19 protein-coding genes and 1 other annotated feature are annotated in these 24,751 nt (G+C 31.2%); of the genes, 8 read left to right on the top strand and 11 right to left on the bottom strand.

The annotated features are described in order from the left end of the window. Window position 1 precedes the first annotated feature (1 nt). From C661_RS0104240 to addB, 4 genes are all read right to left on the bottom strand, one after another. Window positions 2–742, bottom strand: a complete 741-nt coding sequence (locus C661_RS0104240) for a hypothetical protein (protein WP_017414059.1) — start codon at window positions 740–742, stop codon at window positions 2–4. Window positions 743–744: 2 nt separating this feature from the next. Beyond that, the gene (locus C661_RS0104235) at window positions 745–1,899 is read right to left on the bottom strand and encodes an SPFH domain-containing protein (RefSeq protein WP_439328870.1); all 1,155 of its coding nucleotides are present in this window, start codon (window positions 1,897–1,899) and stop codon (window positions 745–747) included. A 310-nt stretch (window positions 1,900–2,209) separates the two neighbouring features. Then, window positions 2,210–6,349, bottom strand: coding sequence for a UvrD-helicase domain-containing protein (locus C661_RS0104230; RefSeq protein ID WP_017414057.1), 4,140 nt, complete (start codon window positions 6,347–6,349; stop codon window positions 2,210–2,212). Then, on the bottom strand, window positions 6,339–9,791 hold the full coding sequence (gene addB, locus C661_RS0104225; protein WP_017414056.1) for a helicase-exonuclease AddAB subunit AddB: 3,453 nt from the start codon (window positions 9,789–9,791) through the stop codon (window positions 6,339–6,341). The genes C661_RS0104230 and addB overlap by 11 nt, the downstream gene beginning before the upstream one ends. Before the next feature lie 505 nt (window positions 9,792–10,296). On the opposite strand from addB, the gene atoD reads away from it, so the two are divergent. The 5 genes from atoD (at window position 10,297) to C661_RS0104200 (ending at window position 14,040) form a co-directional block, all read left to right on the top strand. Beyond that, window positions 10,297–10,950, top strand: a complete 654-nt coding sequence (gene atoD, locus C661_RS0104220; RefSeq protein WP_017414055.1) for an acetate CoA-transferase subunit alpha — start codon at window positions 10,297–10,299, stop codon at window positions 10,948–10,950. A 1-nt stretch (window position 10,951) separates the two neighbouring features. After that, entirely contained in the window at window positions 10,952–11,611 is a 660-nt protein-coding gene (locus C661_RS0104215; RefSeq protein ID WP_017414054.1) for a 3-oxoacid CoA-transferase subunit B, read from the top strand. Between the two features lie 609 nt (window positions 11,612–12,220). Continuing rightward, on the top strand, window positions 12,221–12,382 hold the full coding sequence (locus tag C661_RS23080) for a DUF1540 domain-containing protein (protein WP_017414053.1): 162 nt from the start codon (window positions 12,221–12,223) through the stop codon (window positions 12,380–12,382). A gap of 457 nt (window positions 12,383–12,839) precedes the next feature. After that, the gene (locus C661_RS0104205; protein WP_017414052.1) at window positions 12,840–13,118 is read left to right on the top strand and encodes a hypothetical protein; all 279 of its coding nucleotides are present in this window, start codon (window positions 12,840–12,842) and stop codon (window positions 13,116–13,118) included. A gap of 28 nt (window positions 13,119–13,146) precedes the next feature. Then, the gene (locus C661_RS0104200; protein ID WP_017414051.1) at window positions 13,147–14,040 is read left to right on the top strand and encodes a polysaccharide deacetylase family protein; all 894 of its coding nucleotides are present in this window, start codon (window positions 13,147–13,149) and stop codon (window positions 14,038–14,040) included. A gap of 151 nt (window positions 14,041–14,191) precedes the next feature. Here the strand turns inward: C661_RS0104200 and C661_RS0104195 are convergent, their stop codons facing one another. Both C661_RS0104195 and C661_RS0104190 read right to left on the bottom strand, forming a co-directional pair. Further along, window positions 14,192–14,734, bottom strand: a complete 543-nt coding sequence (locus C661_RS0104195; RefSeq protein ID WP_017414050.1) for a phosphatase PAP2 family protein — start codon at window positions 14,732–14,734, stop codon at window positions 14,192–14,194. A gap of 86 nt (window positions 14,735–14,820) precedes the next feature. Beyond that, window positions 14,821–15,063 (bottom strand): hypothetical protein, encoded by a 243-nt coding sequence (locus C661_RS0104190; RefSeq protein ID WP_017414049.1) that lies wholly within the window; start codon window positions 15,061–15,063, stop codon window positions 14,821–14,823. A gap of 260 nt (window positions 15,064–15,323) precedes the next feature. After that, window positions 15,324–15,528 (top strand) — a binding site (T-box leader). Between the two features lie 188 nt (window positions 15,529–15,716). Here C661_RS0104190 and thrS point away from each other — a divergent pair. Next, complete coding sequence (gene thrS, locus C661_RS0104185; protein WP_017414048.1) at window positions 15,717–17,654, top strand: threonine--tRNA ligase; 1,938 nt, start codon at window positions 15,717–15,719, stop codon at window positions 17,652–17,654. A gap of 194 nt (window positions 17,655–17,848) precedes the next feature. Here the strand turns inward: thrS and C661_RS0104180 are convergent, their stop codons facing one another. Beyond that, complete coding sequence (locus C661_RS0104180) at window positions 17,849–18,718, bottom strand: radical SAM protein (protein ID WP_026050926.1); 870 nt, start codon at window positions 18,716–18,718, stop codon at window positions 17,849–17,851. 270 nt (window positions 18,719–18,988) lie between these two features. Between C661_RS0104180 and C661_RS0104175 the strand changes: the two genes are divergently transcribed. After that, entirely contained in the window at window positions 18,989–19,402 is a 414-nt protein-coding gene (locus C661_RS0104175; RefSeq protein WP_017414046.1) for a DUF3888 domain-containing protein, read from the top strand. Window positions 19,403–19,530: 128 nt separating this feature from the next. Here C661_RS0104175 and C661_RS0104170 read toward each other — a convergent pair whose 3' ends face one another. From C661_RS0104170 to C661_RS21275, 4 genes are all read right to left on the bottom strand, one after another. Continuing rightward, window positions 19,531–20,532: a DUF4349 domain-containing protein gene (locus C661_RS0104170; RefSeq protein ID WP_017414045.1), complete on the bottom strand. Its 1,002-nt coding sequence runs from the start codon at window positions 20,530–20,532 to the stop codon at window positions 19,531–19,533. Between the two features lie 413 nt (window positions 20,533–20,945). After that, window positions 20,946–21,896, bottom strand: coding sequence for a C39 family peptidase (locus tag C661_RS22615; RefSeq protein WP_017414044.1), 951 nt, complete (start codon window positions 21,894–21,896; stop codon window positions 20,946–20,948). Window positions 21,897–22,139: 243 nt separating this feature from the next. Further along, entirely contained in the window at window positions 22,140–23,054 is a 915-nt protein-coding gene (locus C661_RS0104160; RefSeq protein ID WP_017414043.1) for a DMT family transporter, read from the bottom strand. A gap of 191 nt (window positions 23,055–23,245) precedes the next feature. Next, a complete protein-coding gene (locus C661_RS21275) occupies window positions 23,246–23,725 on the bottom strand; it encodes a methylated-DNA--[protein]-cysteine S-methyltransferase (protein ID WP_100218779.1) in 480 nt (159 codons plus the stop codon). Between the two features lie 151 nt (window positions 23,726–23,876). On the opposite strand from C661_RS21275, the gene C661_RS0104150 reads away from it, so the two are divergent. After that, window positions 23,877–24,662 carry an EFR1 family ferrodoxin gene (locus tag C661_RS0104150; protein WP_017414041.1) on the top strand — a complete coding sequence of 262 codons (786 nt, stop codon included), beginning with the start codon at window positions 23,877–23,879 and terminating at the stop codon, window positions 24,660–24,662. Window positions 24,663–24,751: the final 89 nt, after the last annotated feature.

The following is a 24,751-nucleotide window of genomic DNA, read 5'->3' as shown; positions in this document are numbered from 1 at the left end:
GCTATTTAATGTTTAGTGCTTCCCTATTTATTACAAGTCTTTGTGTTTCTTCAAGGATGTCTTGTAAATTCATGAAACCTGTATCCCCTGACGGCTCTTGCAACCCTATCTTGAAAGCTATTAAATTACCCTTGATTTGACTCTCTATTACTTTAACAGCATTATTATCAATAATTCTACCAAAAGGAGTTGAAACTTGAATACGTTCCTTCAATGCCTTAAATGAGCAAAATATTGGTGGAAACTTATCATCCATATGTATTCTTTTGAGAATATCTTCAATTTCAAGAAGTTCCATCATAATTGAAGCTTTACCACACTGTTCATTTTGAACTTTATTACTTTCATCTATTTCCCTTCCTGAAAATACTGTAAATACAGAAATTATCCCAATAAAGGCCGCAAAGATTATTAGTTCCCAAATTATATACCAAACTACACTACTTCCTATTAAAAAAATTGAAAGTACATTAGCCGAAATTGCGTAGAGAACAAATGACGTCATAAAGGAAATAGTATATGGTATACCAATTTTTTTATATAAGCTGCTTGGTAGAATAACCACTATATTTATTGCTAAAAGTCCTATAATTAAAGTAAACAACATCAATATAGATTTCACTGGTGCAATAATAATAAATAATCCGAAGACTTTAAAAAAAGCTAAGATTAATGCTATGTCAAACGCAATACATCCTAAGACTTTTAACCTATCACTTATTGAAATTTTATTATTATTCATAATTAACCCTCCAATTTAGTTCCGCACTCACTGCAAAACTTAGTTCCTGGGGAATTTTCTGTATTACAATTTTGGCATTTCTTTTTTCCCATTGAAAACCCGCAATTAGGACAAAACTTTGCATTCTCATCTACTAAAATCCTACAAGAGAAACACTCAATTTTTGCTACTTCAAGCTTTTCTCCACAATTGGAGCAAAACTTAACTCCTTCTGCATTTGAGTGCTGACATTTCTTACAAGTAGTCATTTTTCCAGGTGTATTCATAACGCTACCTGCAGCATTTGCGAAGGTGTTTCCTACAGCTATACCAGCTCCAGCTCCAATACCAATTCCAATTCCAGCTGTAGCTAAGTTCCCACCACTTTCGTTTCCAGCAGCAGTTTGCATAACATCAAATGACCTTTTAACATTATAGCGATTATCTCCAATAATATCGAAGGCTGCCTTTTCAGCAAGTATTTTATTTATAATATCAAAGTCCTCATCTGGAAAATTAACAGATGCGATATTGAAATTAACAATTTCTATACCAAAGCGTTCAAATTCTCCTGAAAGACGTATTTTAGCAATTTCAGATATTTCTTCAAGTTGTGGAGTTAATTCCAGTGCAGAAATTTTCTGATTAATAATTATATCAGCAATAATAGTCTTTATCTTTGTTACTATAACTCCTTTAAAATATTTAGTTACAATGTCATATTTTATAATCTGAGTACCACCTAAAGCACCAATTAATTGTGTTAAAAACACACGATAATCTGAAATTCTAATAGCAAACTGTCCAAAGGCACGCACTCTTAATCTAACTGCATACTTAGGGTCAATTAAACTTATTGGATCTGTTGTACCCCATAATATGTCTAGCTTAGCAGTGTTATTTATAAAAAACACTTCTGCTGTGAAGGGGGTTCTTCCTCCAAAAGGAACATTAATCAAGGACTGTAAAATAGGAATATTTTGAGTAGCGAGAGTATAAGTGCCTGGTGAAAAGTAATCTAGAGCCTTTCCTCCCCTAACAAAAACCGCAATTTGGCCTTCTCCAACAATAAGTTGAGTTCCAAAAACAAAGCTATCTCCAGGATAACGATATACCAGCCAGTCTCGGTTTCTTATTCCATCAAATTTTATTACATTAATAATAGCCAATCCTATCACCTCAATTTCATAAAAAATTTCTACTAAAATAGTATTCTATAACATGTATGTTATTCCTCCATTTCCGACATCATTTTTTCCGACAATGTTAATTTTCATATGTCATATAAGGTATACTTTTACTTATTTTTTCATGTTGTTAGAATTAAACTTACTTTTCAATTAAAACTTTGCTTATTCTGCCTGTAAAGATGTAAATCAAAGGTTTACCTTACCTACCATTCAAATATATGTAATCTTATTGAACAATGATGTTAAAGTTAAAAAGACTAGAAGCTGAATGACTCAAGCCTCTAGTCTTTGTTTTATCTTAATTTACTTTCACATCCCTGTCTATTGAGAATAAATACAAGTACTTATCTTCAACTTTTTTACCTAAGAGCTTCTCAACTGCTTCTCCATAGTAATTCAGCTGAGTCTTGTATCTGTCTATAATTATTTCTTCCTCACCCTGACGAAGATAATCTGTCTTATAATCCAGGATTATAGCCTTTCCTTCCTCTTCAAAGTAGCAATCTATAATCCCTCTAAGAACTATTTTTTCCTCTTCATAGATTCCTTTTTGCAAAGTATTATCTAGTAGAGTACTGCTGACTTCCATACGGAAGGGTAGCTCTCTTTTCAAGGTGCCATTTTTATGAGCCTGCAGCATTCTAACCCCTAAATTGCTTTGGAAAAACTTATAAATCTTTTCCTCTTTAATTACTTTAGCTTCCTCTGAGGTCAAAAGTTCTCTAAGTTCCATTTGGTTTATTTGGGTTTTTATTTCTTCTAAGGTATTCACCTTTTCTAAATCTAATCTTTGCATTACTCCATGAAGGGCCGTTCCTATCTCTGCAGGGGTGAGACCTTTTTTCTCCTGTAAAAATAGAGGGGCTTTCATTAAAGGCTTATTATATTCCCTATGATAGTCATCTTGTAATCTTTCTTCATCTTCAATGAAATCATCCACAATATCCATAGCTTTTAGCTTTGAAACTGTGATTACTGTTGGTAACTTAGTTGATTCTTCAAATTTATATTTGTAATTTAAATTATTCTCTATAAAAGATCTTCCTTCTTCCTCTATAGGACCTTCTTCTAACTTTCCTAGTTTTTCTTCTACAGAAGTAGTAGTCTCTTCTTCTTCAATAACTTTAGAAAACTGAATTTTGTTATGAAAAATCACTTCCCACTTGGAGTTATGTTCATTTAGATATTCAATATTGGTATCATCCTTATAACCTCTTAAAGGTTCTCCATCTACATGTTTCATTATAGCTGGTGCCACCCAATCTATATAACTCTTTTGCTTTGAAATATAGCTTTCTGCTATTACTTCCTCCTCATCTCTTGCTGCATCTATCCATTCCTCTATTTTTTTATCCAGTTTTTTATGAGAAGTAACAAGAATTAACTTTTCCTTAGCTCTAGTAAGAGCTACATAAAGAAGTCTCATTTCCTCTGATTTATTTTCTCCTTGGATTTTCTTAGCTATATAATCCCTTTGAGCAGTACTTAAAGTTATTCTTTTTTCTAAGTCCACATACATGGGTCCATAGCCTAATTCATTGTGAAATAGTATTTTACTTTTTAAATCACTTTGATTAAATTGCTTACTCATACCGCATAAGAACACCACTGGAAACTCTAACCCTTTACTTTTGTGAATACTCATAACCCTAACTACATCTTCATTTTCTCCAATAACTTTTGCGGCCCCTAAATCTTCACTATTTTTTTGAAGATTATTTATAAAATTTATAAAATTATAAAGTCCTTTATAACTAGTTCTTTCAAATTCCTTAGCTCTCTGGAAGAGAATTCTTAAATTTGCCTGTCTTTGAATACCTCCTGGCATAGCTCCCACATAGCCATAATATCCTGTTTCCATGCAAAGTTCCCAAATTAGATTGTTTATTGGAGTATACCTTGCCCTGTTTCTCCACATTTGAAGAGTTCTTAAAAACTCTTTAATTTTCATTGTAAGAGGATCTTCATTTTCCTGATTTTCATTATCTTTATTAATAATATCTAGATAATTATCTTCTTCTAGAAAATTTATATTCTCAGGTCTATTGCTTTCTTTAGGATTTCCCCTTAATTCTAAGTCATAGTCTTCAACACCTTCTATAGTGCTGTGTTCTTCTAAATCATTATTCTTCAATAAACTATGTTCCCTTATATACCTTCTCATAGCATCATAAAAGTTTAATTTTTTATCAACTAGCCTTATATCTGCTAGTTCCTCCGAGACAAAGCCTCCAATAGGTGAGCGAAGTACTGCAATAAGAGGAATATCCTGAAGAGGATTATCTATAATTTGAAGTAAACTTATTATAGTTTTTACCTCAATGGTATCAAAGTACCCTGTGCCCCCTTCTGCATATAGTGGAATATTTAAATTTTTAAATTCTTCTAGATAAATAGGAGCAAATTTATTTGCTGAACGAAGAAGTATAACAATATCTCTAAACTGAAGCTGTCTATAGCTTTTTAAGTTTTTATCATAGACCTTAAATGTATCCTTACCCTTATACTCCATAAGTTGTTGAATCCTTTTAGCCACGGCCCTTGCTTCAATTTGAATTGCATCTAGTTCTTCTTCCTCAATTTCTTCTTCTCTGTCCTCTTCTGATTTTTCTTGTTCCTTTGATTCATTAGGAGCTTCTATCTTACTAATTTTCTCTAGGATTTTTCTTTCAGACTTAAACTCTCCATCACAACTCACTTCATCTTCAAGAAGTAGATTTTCACCCTCAGTCAAATTCACCTCATTATCAAGAGAAATTATGTGTAACTCTACAGCTCCTCCAACAATTCCCTCTTCTTCTAAAGGGTGAAACTCAGCTCCTAGCTTTAGTTCTTCTTCTTCAGTGTAATTAAGTTCTCCTACCTTTTCACTCATAATAGAGTTAAAAATGTAGTTAATTCCATTGATAACTTCTTCTCTACTCCTAAAATTTTTGTGAAGGGTAATTAACCTATTATCTCCACCTGCTTCTTTAATGTAGCTATCTTTCTTTTCTTTAAATAGCTCTGGTTTTGCCATTCTAAATCTATAAATACTTTGCTTTAAATCTCCTACCATGAACCTATTTCTAAATCCCGACTCTTTCCTTGAAATAAGGTTTACTATTTCTTCTTGTACATCATTTGAGTCTTGGTATTCATCCACTAAAATTTCTTCAAATTTATCCTTTAAATCTAATGCTACTTGAGAAGGCACTTCTTTTCCTTCTTCATTAAGAGTTTTTAGGATTTCTAGGGCAAAGTGCTCTTGGTCATTAAAGTCAATAATCCCTCTTTCTCTTTTTTTCTTAGCAAATTTATCTCTAAATTCAAGGACTAAGTTTGAAAGCTCTAACATAAGAGGATAAAGCTCTTTAAGTATTTCACCATTTTCAGGAGAGGTAAAAGAAAGAATCTTTTCACTTACTTCCTTGTAAATATCCTTAGCCTTATTTCTTAAGTTTTTAACTTCCTCCTGAATGATTTTTTCTTCTTCCTCTTTTAATCTTACAGTGGCTAATTTGCCAAAAGAATTTTCTTTTATAAAATTGCTTAACTCTTCTAAGGAGGTTTTAACCTTCTCCTTTGAACTTTCTATTATTTGCAGATCGCTTTCCAGGTTCTCTCTATATTTTTCTAAAAAATTATTTTCATCTATAAGTCTTCCCCCTCTAGTAAGAAGTTTTTCTCCTAGAGTTAAATCTTCTATAACTTCACTTACAAACTCATCTTTAAAAGAAAATCCTTCAAAACCATTAGTTATATTAAAATCCTCTGCCTTTTCTAAAAGCCAGCTTTTAGGATTTGGTGTACTCATTGAAAAATTATAAAGTCTTAGAATTAAATCATACAGTGCTCTGTCACTTTTATTATTACAATAGCTTTCAACAAGTTTATGGAAGCTTTCATTTTCATCATTATATTTTTCCTCAAAGACCTCATCTAGAGCTTCTCCTCTTATCAAAGCAATTTCAGTACTATCTCCAACTCTAAAGCTAGGGTCTAAGTCAATTTGATGAAAATTATTTCTTATTAGATTTAAACAAAAGGAATGAAGAGTTGAGATATTAGCCTTATTCAAAAGTGTAAGTTGCTTTTGAAGATTGCTATTATTAGGATTTTTTTCAAGCTCCTTTGATATTGCTTCTCCAATTCTCTCTCTCATTTCAGCAGCAGCTGCATTAGTAAAAGTTACGATAAGAAGTCTATCTATATCTACTGGGTTATCTCTGTCTGTAATTATTTTTATAATTCTCTCAACTAATACTGCTGTTTTTCCTGAACCTGCTGCTGCAGAAACTAACACATCTGCATATCTTGTGTTAATTGCCTTTAGCTGGTCTTCCGTCCATTTAACTGCTGCGGCTTTATTTTCACTATTAGAAACATCTTTTATAGCTTCCTTACTATTTAAGGTAGACTCTTCTCTTACCTCTTGTAAATCCTCTTTATTTTCCATCTCTGTCATCTCCCTTCACTTTAGCTTCTTCTTCAATGACTTCTAATATATCTTTTTTAGCCATTAGTTTTGGGGTATTATATTTGTTTAACCCTAAGGTGCTATCAAACTGACATATGGATAAAAAGTCACAAAAATCACATTGAGTGCTACTAGTCTTTTTACAAGGTTCAATACTAATATTACCACTAAGCATTTCCTCACAGATTTTAGCTACATTTTCCTTCATATGTGCCTTTAGCACTTCAAAACCCCCATAGGTTATGGCAGAAGTACCTCTATCTGAAAACTCTGGTTCTTCGTCACCCTTTTTAGGCTTTTTAAGAGTTACAGGAATTACTGAGGAAGCTCCACCTTCTTCAAGGGTCATATCCATTTCTCTAACTACCTCTAAATCCCTTATAATCAGTCCATGCATTTTTAGACTTTTTAACATTTCTTCTTTAAGTTCTTCATCAGATAACTGCTTTTTAGCTTGAATTAAAGGATCATCTATGGACAAATAAAGCATAGCTGCTGGATTTGTGTTCTCTTTCTTAAAGGTCTTCTCTAGAGTTAAAATTGCATCAAGATAAGTTAGTAATTGAATTTGAAGTCCATTATAAACCTCATGCAAATTTAGTTCTGTGTTGCCTGACTTGTAATCCACTACTCTATAATAGCTTTCCCCATTTACTTCTCCTTTGTCTACCCTATCTATCTTTCCCTCAAGAGTTAATCTCTCTCCGTTAGATAAAGTAATTTCAATTGGTGGATAATCATTGTCTGGTCTTGATCCAAAGGAAATTTCATAGCCTAGTGGCTTAAAGTTTCCTCTGTCCATTTGTTCATCAATGATTAACACCATTCTATGAAGAACTCTTTTTAATCTTTTAATAACATATTCATGTCTTTTAGAGCTACTTAAAATAAAGTTTTCATCAATTGAAACTAAATATTCTATTACCTCATCAATTGTTTTATTAAAAAATTCCTCATCTAATTTTCCCCAAACCTTGTTTTCTCGCTCCACTATTTCTGAAAACTTTTCTAACCCTTTATGAAGAAAATTTCCTAGGTCTGGTGGAGCAAAGGTATACACTTTTCTCTCTTTTGCTCTCAGCCCATATTGGACAAAGTATGCAAAAGGACAATGAGCATACCTTTCTATTTTAGACACACTAAAGTTATTTCCATAAAGCTTTCTTATTTTTTCACTTTTAATTTCTTTTACTGCATTGGTATAAGAAAACCCTGAAAGTACCTTGTTAGTTATTTCCTTATAGTTTTCATGTTCTTTAAAATACTTATAAGCTTCCTGCCAAATAGGGTGAATTTTATCTTCTTCAATATACCCTCTGATTTTACTTATTAAGTGATTAAAGGCTGGTGTTTTAGCAACTAAATCTTCGTAGTTTTCTTCTTTGTTGTATTCTACTCCAATGCTACTTTCTTCTGTGATTCTTTTAAATATAGCTTTAAGCCTTGGAATTATTATAGAGTAACGCTTTGCCCTTCCTTCAGCATCTGCTATTGGGTAAGTTATACAAAGATACTCTCTTGGCAACGTAAGAGTATTATAAATTAAAAACTGCTCTGCAAAAGCTTGCTGAAGGCTATTGTCAGCCATACTTACTCCATTGCTTTGAAATAGCGTTCTATCTGAATCATTAAATAACCCTTCATCATTACTGCTTCTTGGAAAAACTCCATCGTTTACTCCAACTACATAAAGAGCTTTTATTTCATGGGTTCTTATACGCTCTGCACTTCCTACTATAACTGAATCTAAGGAGGGTGGAATTAGTCCCATTTGATTTTGCATTATTCCCATGGTGAAAATACTGTTAAACTCCTCAAGAGTTACTTCCTCATCTCCTAATACTTCTACTAATTGATCCATAATTTCTATAATCAAATTCCAAATGCTGCTGTATTCCTCTACTAAAAGCAAATTATCTTCAGCTTTAAATACTTCTATATATTGCTCTACCTTTTCATATACATTCCCTTCCTTTAAGAAATTGAAAAGATTAGTGGTAATTGCTTTAACAGTTTTTTCTCCCTTTAAAACCTTTTGCAAGGAAAATAGATCGCCCACTGCTTTATCTCTTAGTGCCATAATATTAGGGTACTTTTCACTTTCTCTCCAAAACTTATCCTCAGTCCATCGCTTTTTACTCTTTATTCCATACTCCAACACATAGTTTTCTAGTAAGTCTACTTCTTCTATAGATAACCTATTGAATCCAGCCTTAATATACCTTAATACCGCCACATCACTCCAGCTCCTAATGAACACTTCCAGAATTGATGTAATATATATGACTAAAGGGTTTCCTGACACATCTTTTTTATTATCAATAAAATGAGGAATTTCATATTCATTAAAGATTACCTTTGTGATTTCCTCATAACTTTCTAAATCTCTTGTTACTACAGCAATATCATTGAACCTTAGACCTTTTTCTCTAACTAACTTTAAAATATCCTTTGCAATGTATTCTATTTCTACATATGAATTTTGGGCCTTAAAAATCTTAATATCTTCTGTTTTTTCTTCAAAAGCCTTAACTCCAATATTAAAATAATTTCTTTCTAGAAAAGCTAGTTCACTAGAGTTTTCAAATCTATGATTTACTTTTAAATAAAGAGGATTTTTAGGGTAATAACCATAGTCCTGTGCAATGTTTGTTAAAGTACTTTCAGTAATGAAAATAGGATAAAAAGGATTAGTTTCATCCTCCTTATTTCTTATTTCCTTTCCGCTATAAGGAAGAGTTATATTTACATCTTTACCCACCTTAAAAAGCTTTCCAATAACATTATATTGCTGAGGTGTAAAGCCGCTAAATTCATCAATCCAAAACTCTGCACCCTTTAGAAACTTACTCTCCTCCAACTTTTCATATAAAAGATTAAGGTCGTCCTCAGGATCAAAATACCCTGTATTAAGTTTCTTTTGAAAGCAATTATAAATTAAAGCTATATCAGAAAGCTTATGAAATAACAGTGTATTATCAACAACTTTTTCCTTAAGCTCTACTAAAACTTCGGGAGTTACATTATGTCTTTTAAGCTCTGTAATTACCTCTGAAACAGTATCTACAAAGCCCCTTTGTTTTGATATCTTACCAAAGATGCTTAAATCATCCCTGATTTCCTGTAATATTTTATTAATTATCATTGCTTTTCCAGTAGAGTTCATGTGACTATGAGCTATGCCTCCAACTTCACTAAATACAGTAAAGGCTAATCTCTTAAAACTAAGTACATGAACATTGTTAATTCCAGTGGCTCCAATCCTTTGTATTAATGATTTCTCTGCTCTAAAGGAAAGTTGTTCTGGAACTACAAGAATTAAGGGATGAGTTACCCCCTCTTTTACTCTATTATAAATTTCCTCAGTACAGGTATAACTCTTACCTGTACCAGATCTGCCATATATAAATCTAATGCTCATTACATTTTCACATCCTAATTTTTATTGTTTATCTTCTAATACTTTTTACCTAAAGTCATACTTATTTATTAAAAGCTGCTTAAATAAAAACCGTAATCACTAGCCAAATTTAATAGCAAGTAACCCTCTTAAATAATTCTTTCTATAATTATATCTTAAACTCCTATTAATAAACAAACTAATAATCTACTTTGCATTAACTAGCTATATTTTTAAAGAATTTAAATTTAAATTCCATACTAATTTTTAAAGCTTTAATATGACTAAAGGCTTCTAAGACTAAAGTATATTTTACTAACCTTGAAAAAGCCTTAAGACACCCAAGATAGATTCAATGCATAAGTTAAGTCTTGACTTTGAAATCCTAAAATATAGTTTTACATATAAATTAAATTTCTACAGTAATTTATTAGACTAATTAAAATAGTTTTAATTTAATATGAAAAATTTTCAAAATGGTGTATAATGAAGTTGTTTATAAATTGTTTTATATGGAGGGAAAGTTATGAACAAGATTATTACAATTGAAGAAGCTGTTTCTCACATTAAAGATGGCATGTCTGTTATGATTGGTGGCTTCTTAGCAGTGGGAACACCTGATAAGCTTATTGATGCCTTAATAGCAAAAGGTGTAAAGGACTTAACTATTATAGGAAATGATACAGGCTTTGTAGATAAAGGAATTGGTAAGCTAATTGTAAGCAAACAAGCTAAGAAAACGATTGCTTCTCACATAGGTACAAATCCTGAAACTGGACGTCAAATGAATGAGAAAGAAATGGATGTAGAGCTTGTACCACAAGGAACTCTTGCTGAAAGAGTTAGATGTGGTGGTGCAGGACTTGGTGGTTTCTTAACTCCAACTGGTCTTGGAACAGTGGTTGAAGAAGGAAAAGAAAAAATCACTGTTGATGGAATAGAATACTTATTAGAAAAACCATTAAGAGCTGATGTAGCTTTAATTTTTGGTTCAAAAGTAGATAAAAAAGGAAACGTTTATTATCACGAAGCAACTAGAAACTTTAACCCACTAATGGCTGCTGCTGCAGATTTAGTTATAGTTGAAGCTGAAGAATTAGTTGAAGTTGGAGAAATAAATCCAAATGAAGTTATGACACCTTCAATATTTGTAGACTACATCGTAAAGGGGGATAAATAACATGGATAAGAACATGGTTAGAGAAGTTATTGCTAAAAGAGTTGCTAAAGAGTTAAAGGATGGAGACGTTGTTAACCTTGGTATAGGTCTTCCAACTTTAGTAGCTAACTATATTCCTGAAGGAATAGATGTTACTCTTCAATCAGAAAACGGTTTCGTTGGCATTGGACCTGCTCCTGCTGCTGGTGAAGAAGATAAAGATTTAGTTAATGCTGGTGGCTTACATGTTACAGTACTTCCTGGCGCTGCTTTCTTTGATTCTTCGGTATCCTTTGGAATCATAAGAGGTGGACATGTAGATGCTACTGTTTTAGGAGCTCTAGAAGTTGACCAAGAAGGAAACCTTGCTAACTGGATGATACCTGGTAAAAAAGTTCCTGGAATGGGCGGAGCTATGGATTTAGTTGTTGGAGCTAAGAAGGTTATTGTTGCTATGGAACATACTGCAAAAGGTGCTCCAAAAATATTAAAAAAATGTACTTTACCTTTAACAGCTGCACATCAAGTTAACTTAATAGTAACTGAAATGGCTGTTATGGAAGTAACTCCAGAAGGCTTAGTATTAAGAGAACTAGGACCAGAATCAACAATTGAAGATGTTAAGAATGCTACTCTTGCTGACTTAATCATTCCTGAAAATATAGGAAGAATGGAAGTTTAGTTGTAGTTCTTTCACTTTATAGTGGTAATAAGAAATATTTATTTTTTAAATATAAAAACTGCTGAAAAATACATTTTATTTTTCAGCAGTTTTATTTTATTGAATTTTATTCCTCTTATAGTATAGTCTACCTACTCCTACTTCATCCATTAGTAAATCAAATTTACTAATACATATAAGTTGCAATAATATTTCTACATTACTTAATCAATTAAAAGCAACTAATATAAAAGAGAATGTAAAAGTAGATTCATTTTAAATTTACTATCTTTATTGCATTCCATATAAATTAAGTTTACTTGGTAATATTAACATCCATTTTCTCCTCTTATTGAAATAACTAACTTATACGAACTAATCTTTTATTCTGTAGCTTGTATATTTGAAAATCACCCTATTATTAAAATTTTTATCAAGATTTACAAAGGATAAAAATATATTCTTTGCAGATACTAAGTTTGTAATGAAAATTAATAAAATATAATATTTCATTACAACTAAATAACCTTTATTTAGTTCTAAATTAACTTTATAACTGATTATATTATTAATCTTTTATAAGGTTGAATAAAAAATTCATATTATTAAAAAGAAAAGGAGATGATTCACATGGAAAAAAATAAAAGCATAGGATGTATAGTTAGTGAATGTAAGTATCATGCTCAAGAGCAAAACTATTGTACACTAGACCAAATTCAAGTTGTTAAGCATGAAGGTCAAGCTGATACAAAACAATGTACAGATTGTGGTAGCTTCGAATTAGGTCAATAATTCATTTTGAAACTATGTTAAGATTATTTTTCATGAAATTAAAACTTAATTTTAACAAGTAAGTTAAACAAAAGACACAATACCTCATTAAAGGTATTGTGTCTTTTGTTTTTGTCAGAAAATAAAGGCTTATACTGAACATTGTCATTGAATAGGCTATGCTTTTATAATATAATATTTATTGTAGTACATCTTTATATTTTGTGACATTTATTGTCACATTGAAGTATGTATAGCTATGAAACTGTTTTATATGTAAATTTACAGTTTATTAATTATAAAACATCATTATTTTCTCATGGTTACGGCTGAAATATACAAGTTATAAGTATATTTTCTACCAAATTAGCCAAATAAATTTATTGAATTTGATGTTATATTACATATTATTAACTAAATTTAGAAATAAACATATGATAATAGTGATATCAGTTACTTAAAGGGGGGGAATTTGTCTATGTTAGAAGTATCATCTAGCACAAAAAGAAAAAGAAAGAAAAATAGTTTCTTTAATAAATATATAATTTTAAGCATATTATGTATTGCAGTGCTTGCATCGGTTCCTTATACAAGGTCTAAGATTTCTCAGTATCAATCTAAAAATGAAGACCTTAGAAAACAAGTGGAAACTTTAAAAAAGGAAAATGCAGAACTCACAGAAAAAAATGATTCTCTTAATAAATCTAAAAGCCAGCTAGAAGAGAGAATCAATGCTCTTCCAAAATCATCTCAATAATTAATAGATATAAGGGGAACGGGAATTTATGAAAACATCTGAATCTAAATCTAATTTAAAATCATTAATTGGTAAAACAATATTTTTTGTTATACTATTTCTTTCTTTAATTGGTACTGTTTTCACTCAAAGTCAGGCAATTATGGCAAAGTCTGAAAGCAAAAAACTTCAATCTGAACTAGAAGAAGTTAAGTCCTCTATAAATAATTTATCTCAGCAGAACACTTCTTTACAAGCTGAAATTACAGATAAAGAAACTGCCTATAAAAAAGCTATGGAAAATATAAAATTTGCTTATTTAACCTTTGATGATGGTCCATCTATTCATACTGATAAGCTTTTAGATACTTTAGATAAATACAAAGTAAAAGCTACCTTCTTCGTTAACTATAAAGAAGGTAAAGATGATATATATAAAGATATAGTGAAACGTGGACATGTTCTTGCAAACCACACCTATAGTCATGACTATAAAAAAGTTTACTCTTCAAAAGACAACTTTATAGCTGATGTTGAGAAACTAGATGGGGAACTTGAAAGAATTACTGGTGCAAAACCCTCTAAAATTTTAAGGTTTCCTGGTGGGTCAAACAACACAATAAGTTGGAACTATAGCGGATCTTCTCGCTTTATGCCTGAACTAGCTAAAGAAATGACTAATAAAGGGTATACTTTCTTTGATTGGAATGTAGACTCTACAGATGCATCAACCTTTAGACAGGAAAAACATATTATCGTAAATAGGGTGTTAGAAGATTGTACCTATGTTAAGCATGCTAATATATTAATGCATGACTTGGATCCAAAAGACACTACCCTAGAGGCACTGCCTGAAATAATTGAAGGCCTTAAAAATCAAGGTTTTATGTTTGATGTTTTAACTCACGATTCACCTAAGGCACAATTTACAGAAGTTAACTAATAGTAGATAATTTATAAATTTATAAGAAAAGAAGTCAGAGTTTTTCTGACTTCTTTTTATCGTTTCACCTAAGAAACAGTATGAATTTGTAGTTCTATTTTACCTTGCTATTACCTATTTATAGCTTTAGCATATTTCCTACAATTACATATTATAATTGATTTCTTCTTTTCACATATTTATTTACAATTATCATAGCTAGAGTTGCACTGATTATACCAACTACTATTCCCCCTACTACGTCTGATAAATAATGAACATATAGGTACATTCTAGAAAAAGCCATAATTCCTGCTAAGGCTAAGTAACATAATTTGTATTTATCCATAATTCTATAAAGCACCCAGGCTGCTGCAAAGGAGGAGCTGGTGTGTCCTGATGGAAAAGAGTAACTTGTTGGTATTTTAATTAATGAATTTTCTATTGGGTATGCAGTTATTGGTCTTGGCCTTTGAACAATTTGTTTAATACTTAAATCTGTAAAGAGTAAGCTTAAAAACAAGGCAACAAGACAGGTAATACCTGTTTTTCTATGCTTTTTCGTTGCTATAAGAATTAAACTTATTACTATCCAAATAATTCCCGCCTCACCTAAAGCTGTAATCTTAGGCATAAGAAAATCAAACAATGAATTTTGTAGTCCATAATGAACAAAGTCTACAATGCTCTTATCAATACTGTGCAAAAATTCCATCTAAAATTCCTCACACTTAAATTCTTTTTGTCTCTCACCTATTATTGGTATAATTTTAATCTTATTCATATCGATCTCCTTAGTCCTTATATTTCATCCTCTTTAAACTCCTGAATTCCGTTAACAGTTAAAAGTTCTTTCAAGCGTCCTTCCTTCATTGCTTCTCCCTGAAGAGTTTCAGTAAAGCCAAAGAAATAAGCCCCTTTATCTTGTAGGTATTCTATAAGGTTATCAAAAAACTCTTCCTGGTCTACTCCATTTGGTATGGATATGACTCCATCTATGCTAAAAGCATTTCCTCCTATTAGTTCATTTCTATCTAGGTTCATAGTAAGTGTCCTCCTATGTAAATGTTTATCAGCTAAGTTATATTTGATTACTCAACATTTTCCTTTAGTTCTATACTAAAATTATACCAAAATAATTCACTTCAATCCACAAAAACCCTTGACTGTGATTTTATAAGTGTTATAATGATATAAAATTTAATTGTTATATTATTTATTATTGCCATATATTATCTATTTGAAATATATTGTATCTTGTGTAATAATCATAATATAATAGTCATATAATATATTTATATATTTTTAATGCGATGAAGAGAAGAGTAGGCCTCTAGAACATTTACAGAGAGAAAGTGCAATAGCTGAAAGTACTTTTAAATGAACTGTTGCTGAAGACCACCTCTGAGTAACTTTAATAAAGTTCGTTGACCACGTTATAGTCATAAAAGTTGACATAGAATTTTCTATGTAAATTGGGTGGAACCGCGGGTATATCTCGTCCCTTTTCAGTAATGAAAAGAGACGAGTTTTTTTATTATTAATATTTATTCACAACGTTTTTTAAAATTATAAATAAATATTAGTTGAAAGTTAATTTGTAAACTAACAGACATTTATAGAAAATCTTATCCCAATTATTACATTTTCTCTATCTGTCTACTTCATATTAAAACAGAAATGAAAGGAGAACAAAAATGATAAAAATAACACTTAAAGACGGCTCAGTAAAAGAATACCAAAATCCAATATCAGTTTTTGATATTGCTAAAGACATTTCAGAAGGATTAGCTAGAGTAGCAACTGCTGGAAGTGTAAATGGAGAAACAGTAGACTTGCGTTTTATAGTTAGTAATGATTGCGAGCTTAGTATATTAACCTTTGATGATGAGGAAGGTAAAAAAGCTTTTAGACATACATCAGCCCACATCTTAGCTCAAGCTGTAAGCAGACTTTTCCCTACAGCTAAACTAGCTATAGGACCTGCTATAGATAATGGTTACTACTATGATTTTGATACTGAAAGACCATTTACTTTCGAAGATATTGATCACATTGAAGCTGAAATGAAAAAAATAGTTAAGGAAGATTTTAAAATAGAATTATTTGAACTTCCAAGAGAAGAAGCTATAGCCTTCATGCAAGAAAAGGAAGAGCCTTATAAAGTAGAACTTATTCAAGAGCTACCAGAAGGAGCAAAAATAACTTTCTACAAGCAAGGGGAATTTGTTGACCTTTGTGCTGGACCACACCTTATGTCCACAAAATATATAAAGGCTTTTAAATTAACAAAGCTTGCTGGAGCTTACTGGAGAGGTAATGAGAAAAACAAAATGTTATCTCGTATCTATGGAACTTCCTTTACTAAAAAATCTGATTTAGATGCTCATCTTGAAGCATTAGAGGAAGCTAAAAAACGTGACCACAATAAACTTGGAAGAGAGCTTAAGCTATTTACAACTGCAGAAGCAATAGGCCAAGGACTTCCTCTATTAATGCCAAAGGGAGCTAAGGTAATTCAACTTCTTCAAAGGTTTGTTGAAGATGAGGAAGAAAGAAGAGGCTATGTTCTAACTAAGACTCCAATGCTTGCAAAGAGCGACCTTTATAAAATTTCTGGACACTGGGATCACTATAAAGACGGTATGTTTGTTCTTGGACATGAAGAAACTGATACTGAAGTATTTGCTCTTCGTCCAATGACTTGCCCATTCCAGTTTATGATTTATAAGAATGATAAGAAGAGTTACAGAGACTTACCAATTAGATATGGTGAAACTTCTACTTTGTTTAGAAATGAGTCCTCAGGAGAAATGCATGGTTTAATCCGTGTTAGACAATTTACAATTTCCGAAGGACACCTAGTATGTACTCCTGATCAACTTGAGGAAGAATTCAGAGGAGTAGTTGATTTAATCAACTTCATGATGAACACTTTAGGAATTCAAGATGACATCACTTATCAATTCTCTCTATGGGATGAATCTAGAAAAGATAAATATATAGATAGACCTGAAGCATGGTATGCTACTCAAGATAAGATGAGACAAATTCTTGATAATCTTGGTATCAACTATAAAGAAGCAATTGGAGAAGCTGCTTTCTATGGACCAAAACTTGACTTACAGTTCAAAAACGTTCATGGAAAAGAAGATACAATAATCACTGTACAAATTGACTTCTCATTAGCTGAAAGATTTGGAATGACTTATATCGATAAGGATGGAAAAGAAAAGCATCCTTACATCATTCATAGAACTTCTATAGGATGTTATGAAAGAACTCTTGCAATGCTTATTGAAAAATATGCTGGTGCTTTCCCTGTTTGGCTTGCACCTGTTCAAGCTAAAATTCTTCCAATCTCTGAGAAATATCATGATTATGCTGAAGAAGTTACTAAAGCCTTTAAAAATAAAGGGATTAGAGTTGAAACTGACTACAGAGCTGAAAAGATTGGTTACAAAATTAGAGAAGCTCGTAATGAAAGAGCGCCTTATATCCTAGTAGTTGGGGAAAAAGAAGCTGAAAACAGAGAAGTTGCAGTAAGAAGCCGTAAGAATGGTGATGAAGGTGCTCTTCCATTAGATAGCTTCATCGAAAGAGTATTAAAAGAAATTGAAACTAAAGAAAAATAGTTTCTAAAGATTTATAATAATATAGCAAAAGCTAAATGAACTGGGATATCCTATTATGGATATCCCAGTTTTTTATTCTTCATAATTAATTTTCAAAATTTTGATTTGAGTTTTACATTGTTATTAATTGTTTTTTAATTTGTCTTGTCTTTTCATGTTACTGTCCTTGTTATAATTTATATATTTGTATATTTCTATAATCCTCTAAATCTTTCATCCTTATATAAGCTATTATTTTCAAGGACATAGTTGATCTCCTGAAGAATTTTTCCTTTGTCCTTGCTTAATACTCCAGCAAAGTTTATATAATTTGATGCATGATTACTTCTAAAGATTGTACCCTGAACTTCAGTATTTTCAATAAACTCCCTCATTTCTTCCATAACTTCTCTTGGAGTTAATAAGGAAAATTCTCCTGACATTATTTTATGCTTTAACTCTGTACCCTCTTCAATCATTAGGGTTAAAATCCCTAAATAATCAGGATTTATTTCACTAATTACTTTAGCACTTTCTATTGCATGCTCTTTAGTGTTTTCTTTTCCACCAAGTCCTGATATAAGTGTAACAGAAAGAGCAATTTCTGCCCCTTTGGCTTTTCTGCCCGCTTCAATTATATCCTTTGCAGTTACCCCTTTATTTATTTCCTTTAATATTTTATCGCTTCCGCTTTCAATTCCTAAATAAATTATTCCAATTCCATGATTTCTAAGCTCCTTAAGCTCTTCTAGATTTTTACTTAATATGGACTTTGGTGACCCATATACCCCAACTCGTTTACACTCTGGGAATAATTCTTTTATTCCTTTAAGTATAGTGACTAAATCTACTGTCCTCATAATTAAGGCATCACCATCAGCTAAAAAAACTTTTTCAACTTTAGCATATCTTCTTCTTGCTTCACTTAAATCTTCAAGAATATGTTCTACACTTCTTATTCTAAAGCTTTTTTCCTTATACATGCTACAAAAACTACAGTTGTTATGTGAACATCCAATAGTGGCTTGAATTATTAAGCTATAGGCTTCACTTGGTGGTCTATATACTGTTCCTTCATATCTCACTTTCATCATCCTCTCTTCAATAACTCATTTATCTCATCTTAGAATTTCTTTTGTTATTTTAATTTCAAAATTAGTTAGCATAGCTTGTTTTCCATTAACTTAAAGAGACCTTCCAGGAAATCTTAGGTTACTTAACCTAGTCTTTATTTGGAGATCCTATATAATACCTTTCTAATTTACTTTACCTATCATATAAAATTATACATAAAAACCCAACAAAATAAACAAAATAAAAGTGAGTTTTATTTACTTGAAATTGGAGGACTTTTTATGAAGAAATTAGTATGTGCACTACTTGGTCTTTATCTATTAGGCTCAAATTATATTGACTTACAAAATTCTATGCTTGAAACCGTGACTACCTTCAAGCAGGAAGAACCCGCCGTAGATGCCTATGAATTATCAACTTTTAATACTATTGAACCTTTAATTCCTCATATATCTGATGGCATTAATTCTTATTATGGTCGAAATAGATATATAGATTTTGAAAATGCAAAAGTTATAAACTTTAAACCTTTAAGTGAGGATAATAAATATTACGAGGTAACACTTCAAGTAGTAACTTGTGAACCAGACCATAAAGGTCCTTATGGAGTAGACAGAATTACTTTAATTGATGAATTTGGTAGCATTAAGATTACTAATTTTATTCACATTGCTACTTCACAGAAGAAGCAATAACTTTTATTTGATTTTACATAAGCTTTAAGGGATTAAACTTCCTTCTTCTCCTATAGAAAATTATTAAGGGAACCATAGCCAGGTTCAATTTAAGCCTCACTGTGGTTCCCTATAATTTTTATAACTTCTTATTTTTTACTTTTAAAGGGTAGTTTTATTTTAAAGCCTTTTATATTTAATTTCTTTTTAAGAAAACTAATAAGAAAAACTACTGCCGCAATCACTACCACATAAGGTAATATTAAAGCTATAAAAACTAAAAAGCTCTTACATAAATCAATTAACCCTTTAGTTGAATTTTTCAAGGCTGCAATAATTTTATCTCCTAAAGTTATAGGAGTCTTCTCATTAGGTGTAAGCTCTACAACTTCTATAAGGTTTATAGAAACTTGAGAATAGCTCACCATGTTATCCCATTTTTTTAAGGTTCCAGTTAGTGATTCTATTTCAAATCTTAATTCTGATAAGCGTTTTTCAAGTTCGATTATATCCTTAAGGTCACCAGATTTTTTTAATAGTTCTAGTATCCTCTCTTCTTGTATTTTAAGAGTCTTTAGTCTCGCTTCTGTATCAAAATATTGAGCTGTTACATCTTCTCCATTTACACTTTTAGATATAACATTTCCAAACTTATTAGCATCATTTAAAAACCCATCAAAAACTTCCTTAGGAATTCTAGCTATAATACTAGCACTTCTATTTTCACTATAGCCCTTCTTTACATTCTCGTTATATAATTGGTTTTTGTCACTACTTCCATGAATATTTGAGTTTTCAATATATCCTCCCTTTTCTTCAATTTCCTTTAGTATACCATTTAAACTTTCCTCAAATTTTACTGTCTCTATAGTTGTACTTCCAGCCTTAATAATCTTTCTTTCATTATCAATAGCACGTATTTTATTAGCATTTGTTCCCTCATTAGTAGCTGGCTTTTCACCTATCTTAGAGTCTTCAGGCTTAACTTGAACACCTTCACTTTTAGCCTTATCCATAATCTCTTGTTTATTTAAAGCTGTTGATGGTGACTGTTGCGCTGACCCATCTTTCTTACTTCCACATCCAGCAAAAACAAACATAAAAACTAAAATAGCTGAAATTGCCTTAAATCGTAAACTTTTTCCTTTCATAACTCTCTCTCCTTATACTTTTCAATTCTTTCTTGCCATAAGCTTTTCCTTGATGTTTAAACTTAGTTTCTACCTTACAAAGCCATAGCTTAACTTCCCATCACTGTATTCTGTACTCTATATTAATTCTTGTTATTATATATACGAAGATTAATTATAAAAATTCAATATTATATTAAATAATGAATAATTTCATCTTCTGGAGTTGCTTTGAAAGCAGATTTGGACTAAACAAAGGTTACTTTGTGAACAAACTGCGTTTGTTACTCTAAAGCAAGCTTACCTTAAACTTTCTTGAGCACAACAGAGGATGTTATAACAAATCTTAACTATTATATTTAGACGCAAAAAGACTAGTATTTAAATTGTAAATACTAGTCTTTTTTATCCAATAAAATTATAGCTATAAATTATTATTTGTAATATGAAAGTGCATGCTTGCCCATGGTTTCCCATATAGCCTTAAAAGTTTCTTTTGAAACACTTTTGTTTTTGCCATTATCTAAGGGGTCATTATAATAAAGATTACTTTCATCATATCCAGTAAGTAGTACTGCATGTTGTGATAGATTTACACTAATATTTTCACCATTGCTAATCCACTGAGCTTTTCTTGATGGTTGTTTAAAGTCTACAGTGACCCATACAACTACTGGTCTCTTATCAGCCAAAACTTTCTCAATATCATTATAATTTACACCATTTAAAATCAATGACTTGCCAGGCATGTACTCTTCTATTAAAGGTTTTAATGGTTCTGGATATATAGAGTACCCTGGTGATTTTCCTGTTATATCTCCCACAAATCCTACGTTGGGATTACCCCAAGATGCAATAGCTGATCCATTGTAAGTTAAAGGAGTGGTATCCTTTCTTACTTTTTCTGCTAAAGTCATTTTGTCTACTGCAATACCACTATAATTTAACATCATAGCAATGGAGGTTACTTCACAGCCATTTTTCAATTCTGGAAGTTGACTAATTACTGGTACATCTAATAATACAGATTTAGGAGGATTTTTCTTTGCCTCTTCCTCTTGTTTCTTCTTCAACTCTTCTTGCTGCTTTTTTTCCGCTGCAAGTCTAATTTCTTCTTCCCTTTTCTTTTTCTCTTCTATTTTTTTAGCTTCTGCTTCCGCCTTTAGCCTTGCCTTTTCTTCTTTTTCCAAGCGTTTCTTTTCTGCCTTTAATCTTTTAGCTTCTTCATCGGAATCTACATACTCTATTTTGCCTTTGAAAGCAGTAAGACTCATATGTTGCTTTAGAGCTAAGAGCTTTTCATCTTGAAATTGATAAAATAAGAAGGCGCCAACTAATAGGCCTATACTAATTAAAAGCATAATTGTAGAAATAACCTTCTTCATAGACTTTGCCATCCTACCTTAATATCTTTTATTTTATAGGAAATCAAAGTTAAGCCCTAACTTATACGCTACTCCTACCTTGGTTCCCTTAAGGCTCTTTGTGGATGAATTTTATTTATTACGAATAGAATTCATCTTCACCTTTAAAGCCTTTGCTTCTATATAAATCATTATTATACTTATGTTTATTATTCGGTATATAATTTATAATCTTTAGTGATTGGAAGGCAAAAGCTATATTCCTTATGCTTCCAATTCCTTTTCTTCTATAATTTCTTCACTAACAGTGTTTTGTGGTTTGGTAACTACATATACAGAATATATTATAATAATTGCTCCAAAAAGTTGCATAATGCTTAGTTTTTCTCCTAGTACTAAAAAACTAAATACAAAAGTTACCACTGGAAGTAAGTTCATAAACAGAGAAGTGATTTCCACTCCTAATTCTTTCATTGAAAAGGTATAAGCAAAATTTGCTGCTGAAGAACATACCACAGCTAAAAATAATAAATTAAATACTACAGTGCCACTTATCATATTAACTCTTATAGCTTCTCCTTTTTCAAAAAGTAAAAAAGGAAACAGCCCTAGTGTCCCAAAAATTGCCTGATAGGTAGTTATTGTAATATCAGAATACTTTTTAAATAAGGGCTTTGTAAACACCATATATAAACACCAAGCTATTACACTACCGAACATGAATACATATCCCAATGCTGTACCGCTTATAGCATCATTTCCAATAACAAAGTAAACTCCTATAACAGATAAAATAATACTTCTAATACTTCTAATACTTATTTTACTTTTATAGGCTATAGCATCAGCAACTAGTGCACCTATAGGTAATGTAGCCACTATAATTGAGGAAGAGTTAGCAGAAATTCTCATAACTCCATTGTTTTCACACCAAAAATACAAAGTGGTGGCGAAAAACCCTGTAAGTGCCATAAGTTTTAAATCTTCCTTTTTAACCCTCTCTTTGCTTGTTTTCATTTTCACAACTATTAAAATACTAGTAGCTATTAGAAATCTCACTACGGCAAAAGCCACTGGAGAAAATGCTTCTAATACTATTTTCATGCTGATAAAGGAAATTCCCCATACCACAATAGTTGCAATCAGAGCAAAGTACGCAACTGTCCTTGTCTTACTCAACTTCCCAACTCCTTCTTTTCATCTCATAGTTTATTTATATTACAAATAAAGATATCTAAGAATTTTTTATATTACTTAGCTTCAATTATTTAAATAACTTTATCTTAAGTCTTAAAGGCTTTTCTTCTGAAACCCTAACTTTATTTTAGCTCTTATTTTCTATAAAGCTAAAATTTTATTGCTAAAACCTATTACAAGTTTTCTTTCTCAAAGTTTATTAGCCACTGTTTTCTCCAGAGTCCTCCTCCAAAGCCCACTAACGAACCGTTAGCACCTATAACCCTATGTCATGGGACAAATAGACTGTGAGGGTTTTTATTATTAGCTCCCCCAACCGCTCTTACTGCTTTTGGATTGTTTATGGCTATGGCCACATCTTTGTAGGAAACCGTATTCCCATAGGGAATATCCTCAAGAGCTTTCCATACACTCTTCTGAAATTCCGTACCTTTTTTATACGTTAACTTAACTGTAAAATCTTTTCTTTTTCCACTAAAATATTCTTCTAGTTGAATTAATGCCTGCTTCAACGGCTCAGGTATGTTTTTAGGATTTTTTTCTACTTCAATTTTATCATCTATAAAATCTATAAAAGAAACTCCCTCTTGGTTTCCTTCTAATCTTATAACACCAATGGGGGAATTATAATATGCAAAACATAAATCTTCCATCTTCATCTCTCCTTGTGTATAGAACTTTCCTTTAATCTTAATGCAATAACTTCATTATCTCAAATATTCACCTTAAAATCAAAGTTATTTCATGTTTTTGCAATATAATTAATATAATTATATTGTCATATAATTTCATTGGAGGATGTTTATGAAGTGTGGAATTTTATACTTTTCTGCTACTGGGAACACTGAATACGTAGCAAAACTCTTTAAACAAGAACTACTAAAATACAATATAAGCAGTGAATTAATAGAAATTGATAAAGTTAATGAATTTAAAGATACTTATGACATGCTAATATTGGGGGCTCCCATTTATTGTGAGACTTATCCTGATTATTTTATTAATTTTATTATGAATAATCTTAAAGTAGGAAAAGGACGGAAAACTATATTATTTTCTACTCAAACTGCTAACTCAGGTTCAGGTCCTAAAATACTTGGAGAAAAACTTAAAAAGCTTGGATTTAAAATTTACGGAGAAGTTTGTTTCTCCATGCCTAATAATTATTATCTAACTTTATTCCCAAGTACACCAAAAGAAAAAGCTGAAAAATACATAAGTGATGCCCCAAAGAGAATTTCTAAGATTGTTAAAGACTTTCACAACGGCAATAGAACTCTTGATTCAACTAAGAGTGTAAATTTAATTGTAGCTAAATTGTTTTATCCTATATATAAATCCTACTCTTATAGTTGGGCAAGAAAAAAAATTAATATAGATGATAAGCTATGTAATAGATGCGGCAAGTGTGTAAAAAACTGCCCTACTAAAAATATTAAGATGCTTAATAACAATATATACTTTAACAACAGTTGCATTAGCTGCCAAAGATGTCTTCATAGGTGTCCAAGTAATGCGTTTATGTATAAACATAAACACTTTCAGCAATACAAACCAGTTTTGATATGTAGTAAACTTCTTATTAAATAATGAACAAGTCATTTTCATCAATAACTTTCGATAATTTACTACTCCTATAACTACAAAATACTAAAGGACTTCAATGGCAATCTTTGTAA

Source organism: Clostridium tunisiense TJ (assembly GCF_000300195.1).
GTDB classification, from domain to species: domain Bacteria; phylum Bacillota; class Clostridia; order Clostridiales; family Clostridiaceae; genus Clostridium_J; species Clostridium_J tunisiense.
Note: the sequence above shows the minus strand (reverse complement) of the source record. Positions and strands in the feature narration are given on the sequence as shown.

Coding starts and splice junctions, on each gene's coding strand:
- C661_RS0104240 (WP_017414059.1), bottom strand. CDS start 742: ATGAATAATAATAAAATTTCAATAAGTGATAGGTTAAAAGTCTTAGGA.
- C661_RS0104230 (WP_017414057.1), bottom strand. CDS start 6,349: ATGGAAAATAAAGAGGATTTACAAGAGGTAAGAGAAGAGTCTACCTTA.
- addB (WP_017414056.1), bottom strand. CDS start 9,791: ATGAGCATTAGATTTATATATGGCAGATCTGGTACAGGTAAGAGTTAT.
- atoD (WP_017414055.1), top strand. CDS start 10,297: ATGAACAAGATTATTACAATTGAAGAAGCTGTTTCTCACATTAAAGAT.
- C661_RS0104215 (WP_017414054.1), top strand. CDS start 10,952: ATGGATAAGAACATGGTTAGAGAAGTTATTGCTAAAAGAGTTGCTAAA.
- C661_RS23080 (WP_017414053.1), top strand. CDS start 12,221: ATGGAAAAAAATAAAAGCATAGGATGTATAGTTAGTGAATGTAAGTAT.
- C661_RS0104205 (WP_017414052.1), top strand. CDS start 12,840: ATGTTAGAAGTATCATCTAGCACAAAAAGAAAAAGAAAGAAAAATAGT.
- C661_RS0104200 (WP_017414051.1), top strand. CDS start 13,147: ATGAAAACATCTGAATCTAAATCTAATTTAAAATCATTAATTGGTAAA.
- C661_RS0104195 (WP_017414050.1), bottom strand. CDS start 14,734: ATGGAATTTTTGCACAGTATTGATAAGAGCATTGTAGACTTTGTTCAT.
- C661_RS0104190 (WP_017414049.1), bottom strand. CDS start 15,063: ATGAACCTAGATAGAAATGAACTAATAGGAGGAAATGCTTTTAGCATA.
- thrS (WP_017414048.1), top strand. CDS start 15,717: ATGATAAAAATAACACTTAAAGACGGCTCAGTAAAAGAATACCAAAAT.
- C661_RS0104175 (WP_017414046.1), top strand. CDS start 18,989: ATGAAGAAATTAGTATGTGCACTACTTGGTCTTTATCTATTAGGCTCA.
- C661_RS0104170 (WP_017414045.1), bottom strand. CDS start 20,532: ATGAAAGGAAAAAGTTTACGATTTAAGGCAATTTCAGCTATTTTAGTT.
- C661_RS22615 (WP_017414044.1), bottom strand. CDS start 21,896: ATGAAGAAGGTTATTTCTACAATTATGCTTTTAATTAGTATAGGCCTA.
- C661_RS0104150 (WP_017414041.1), top strand. CDS start 23,877: ATGAAGTGTGGAATTTTATACTTTTCTGCTACTGGGAACACTGAATAC.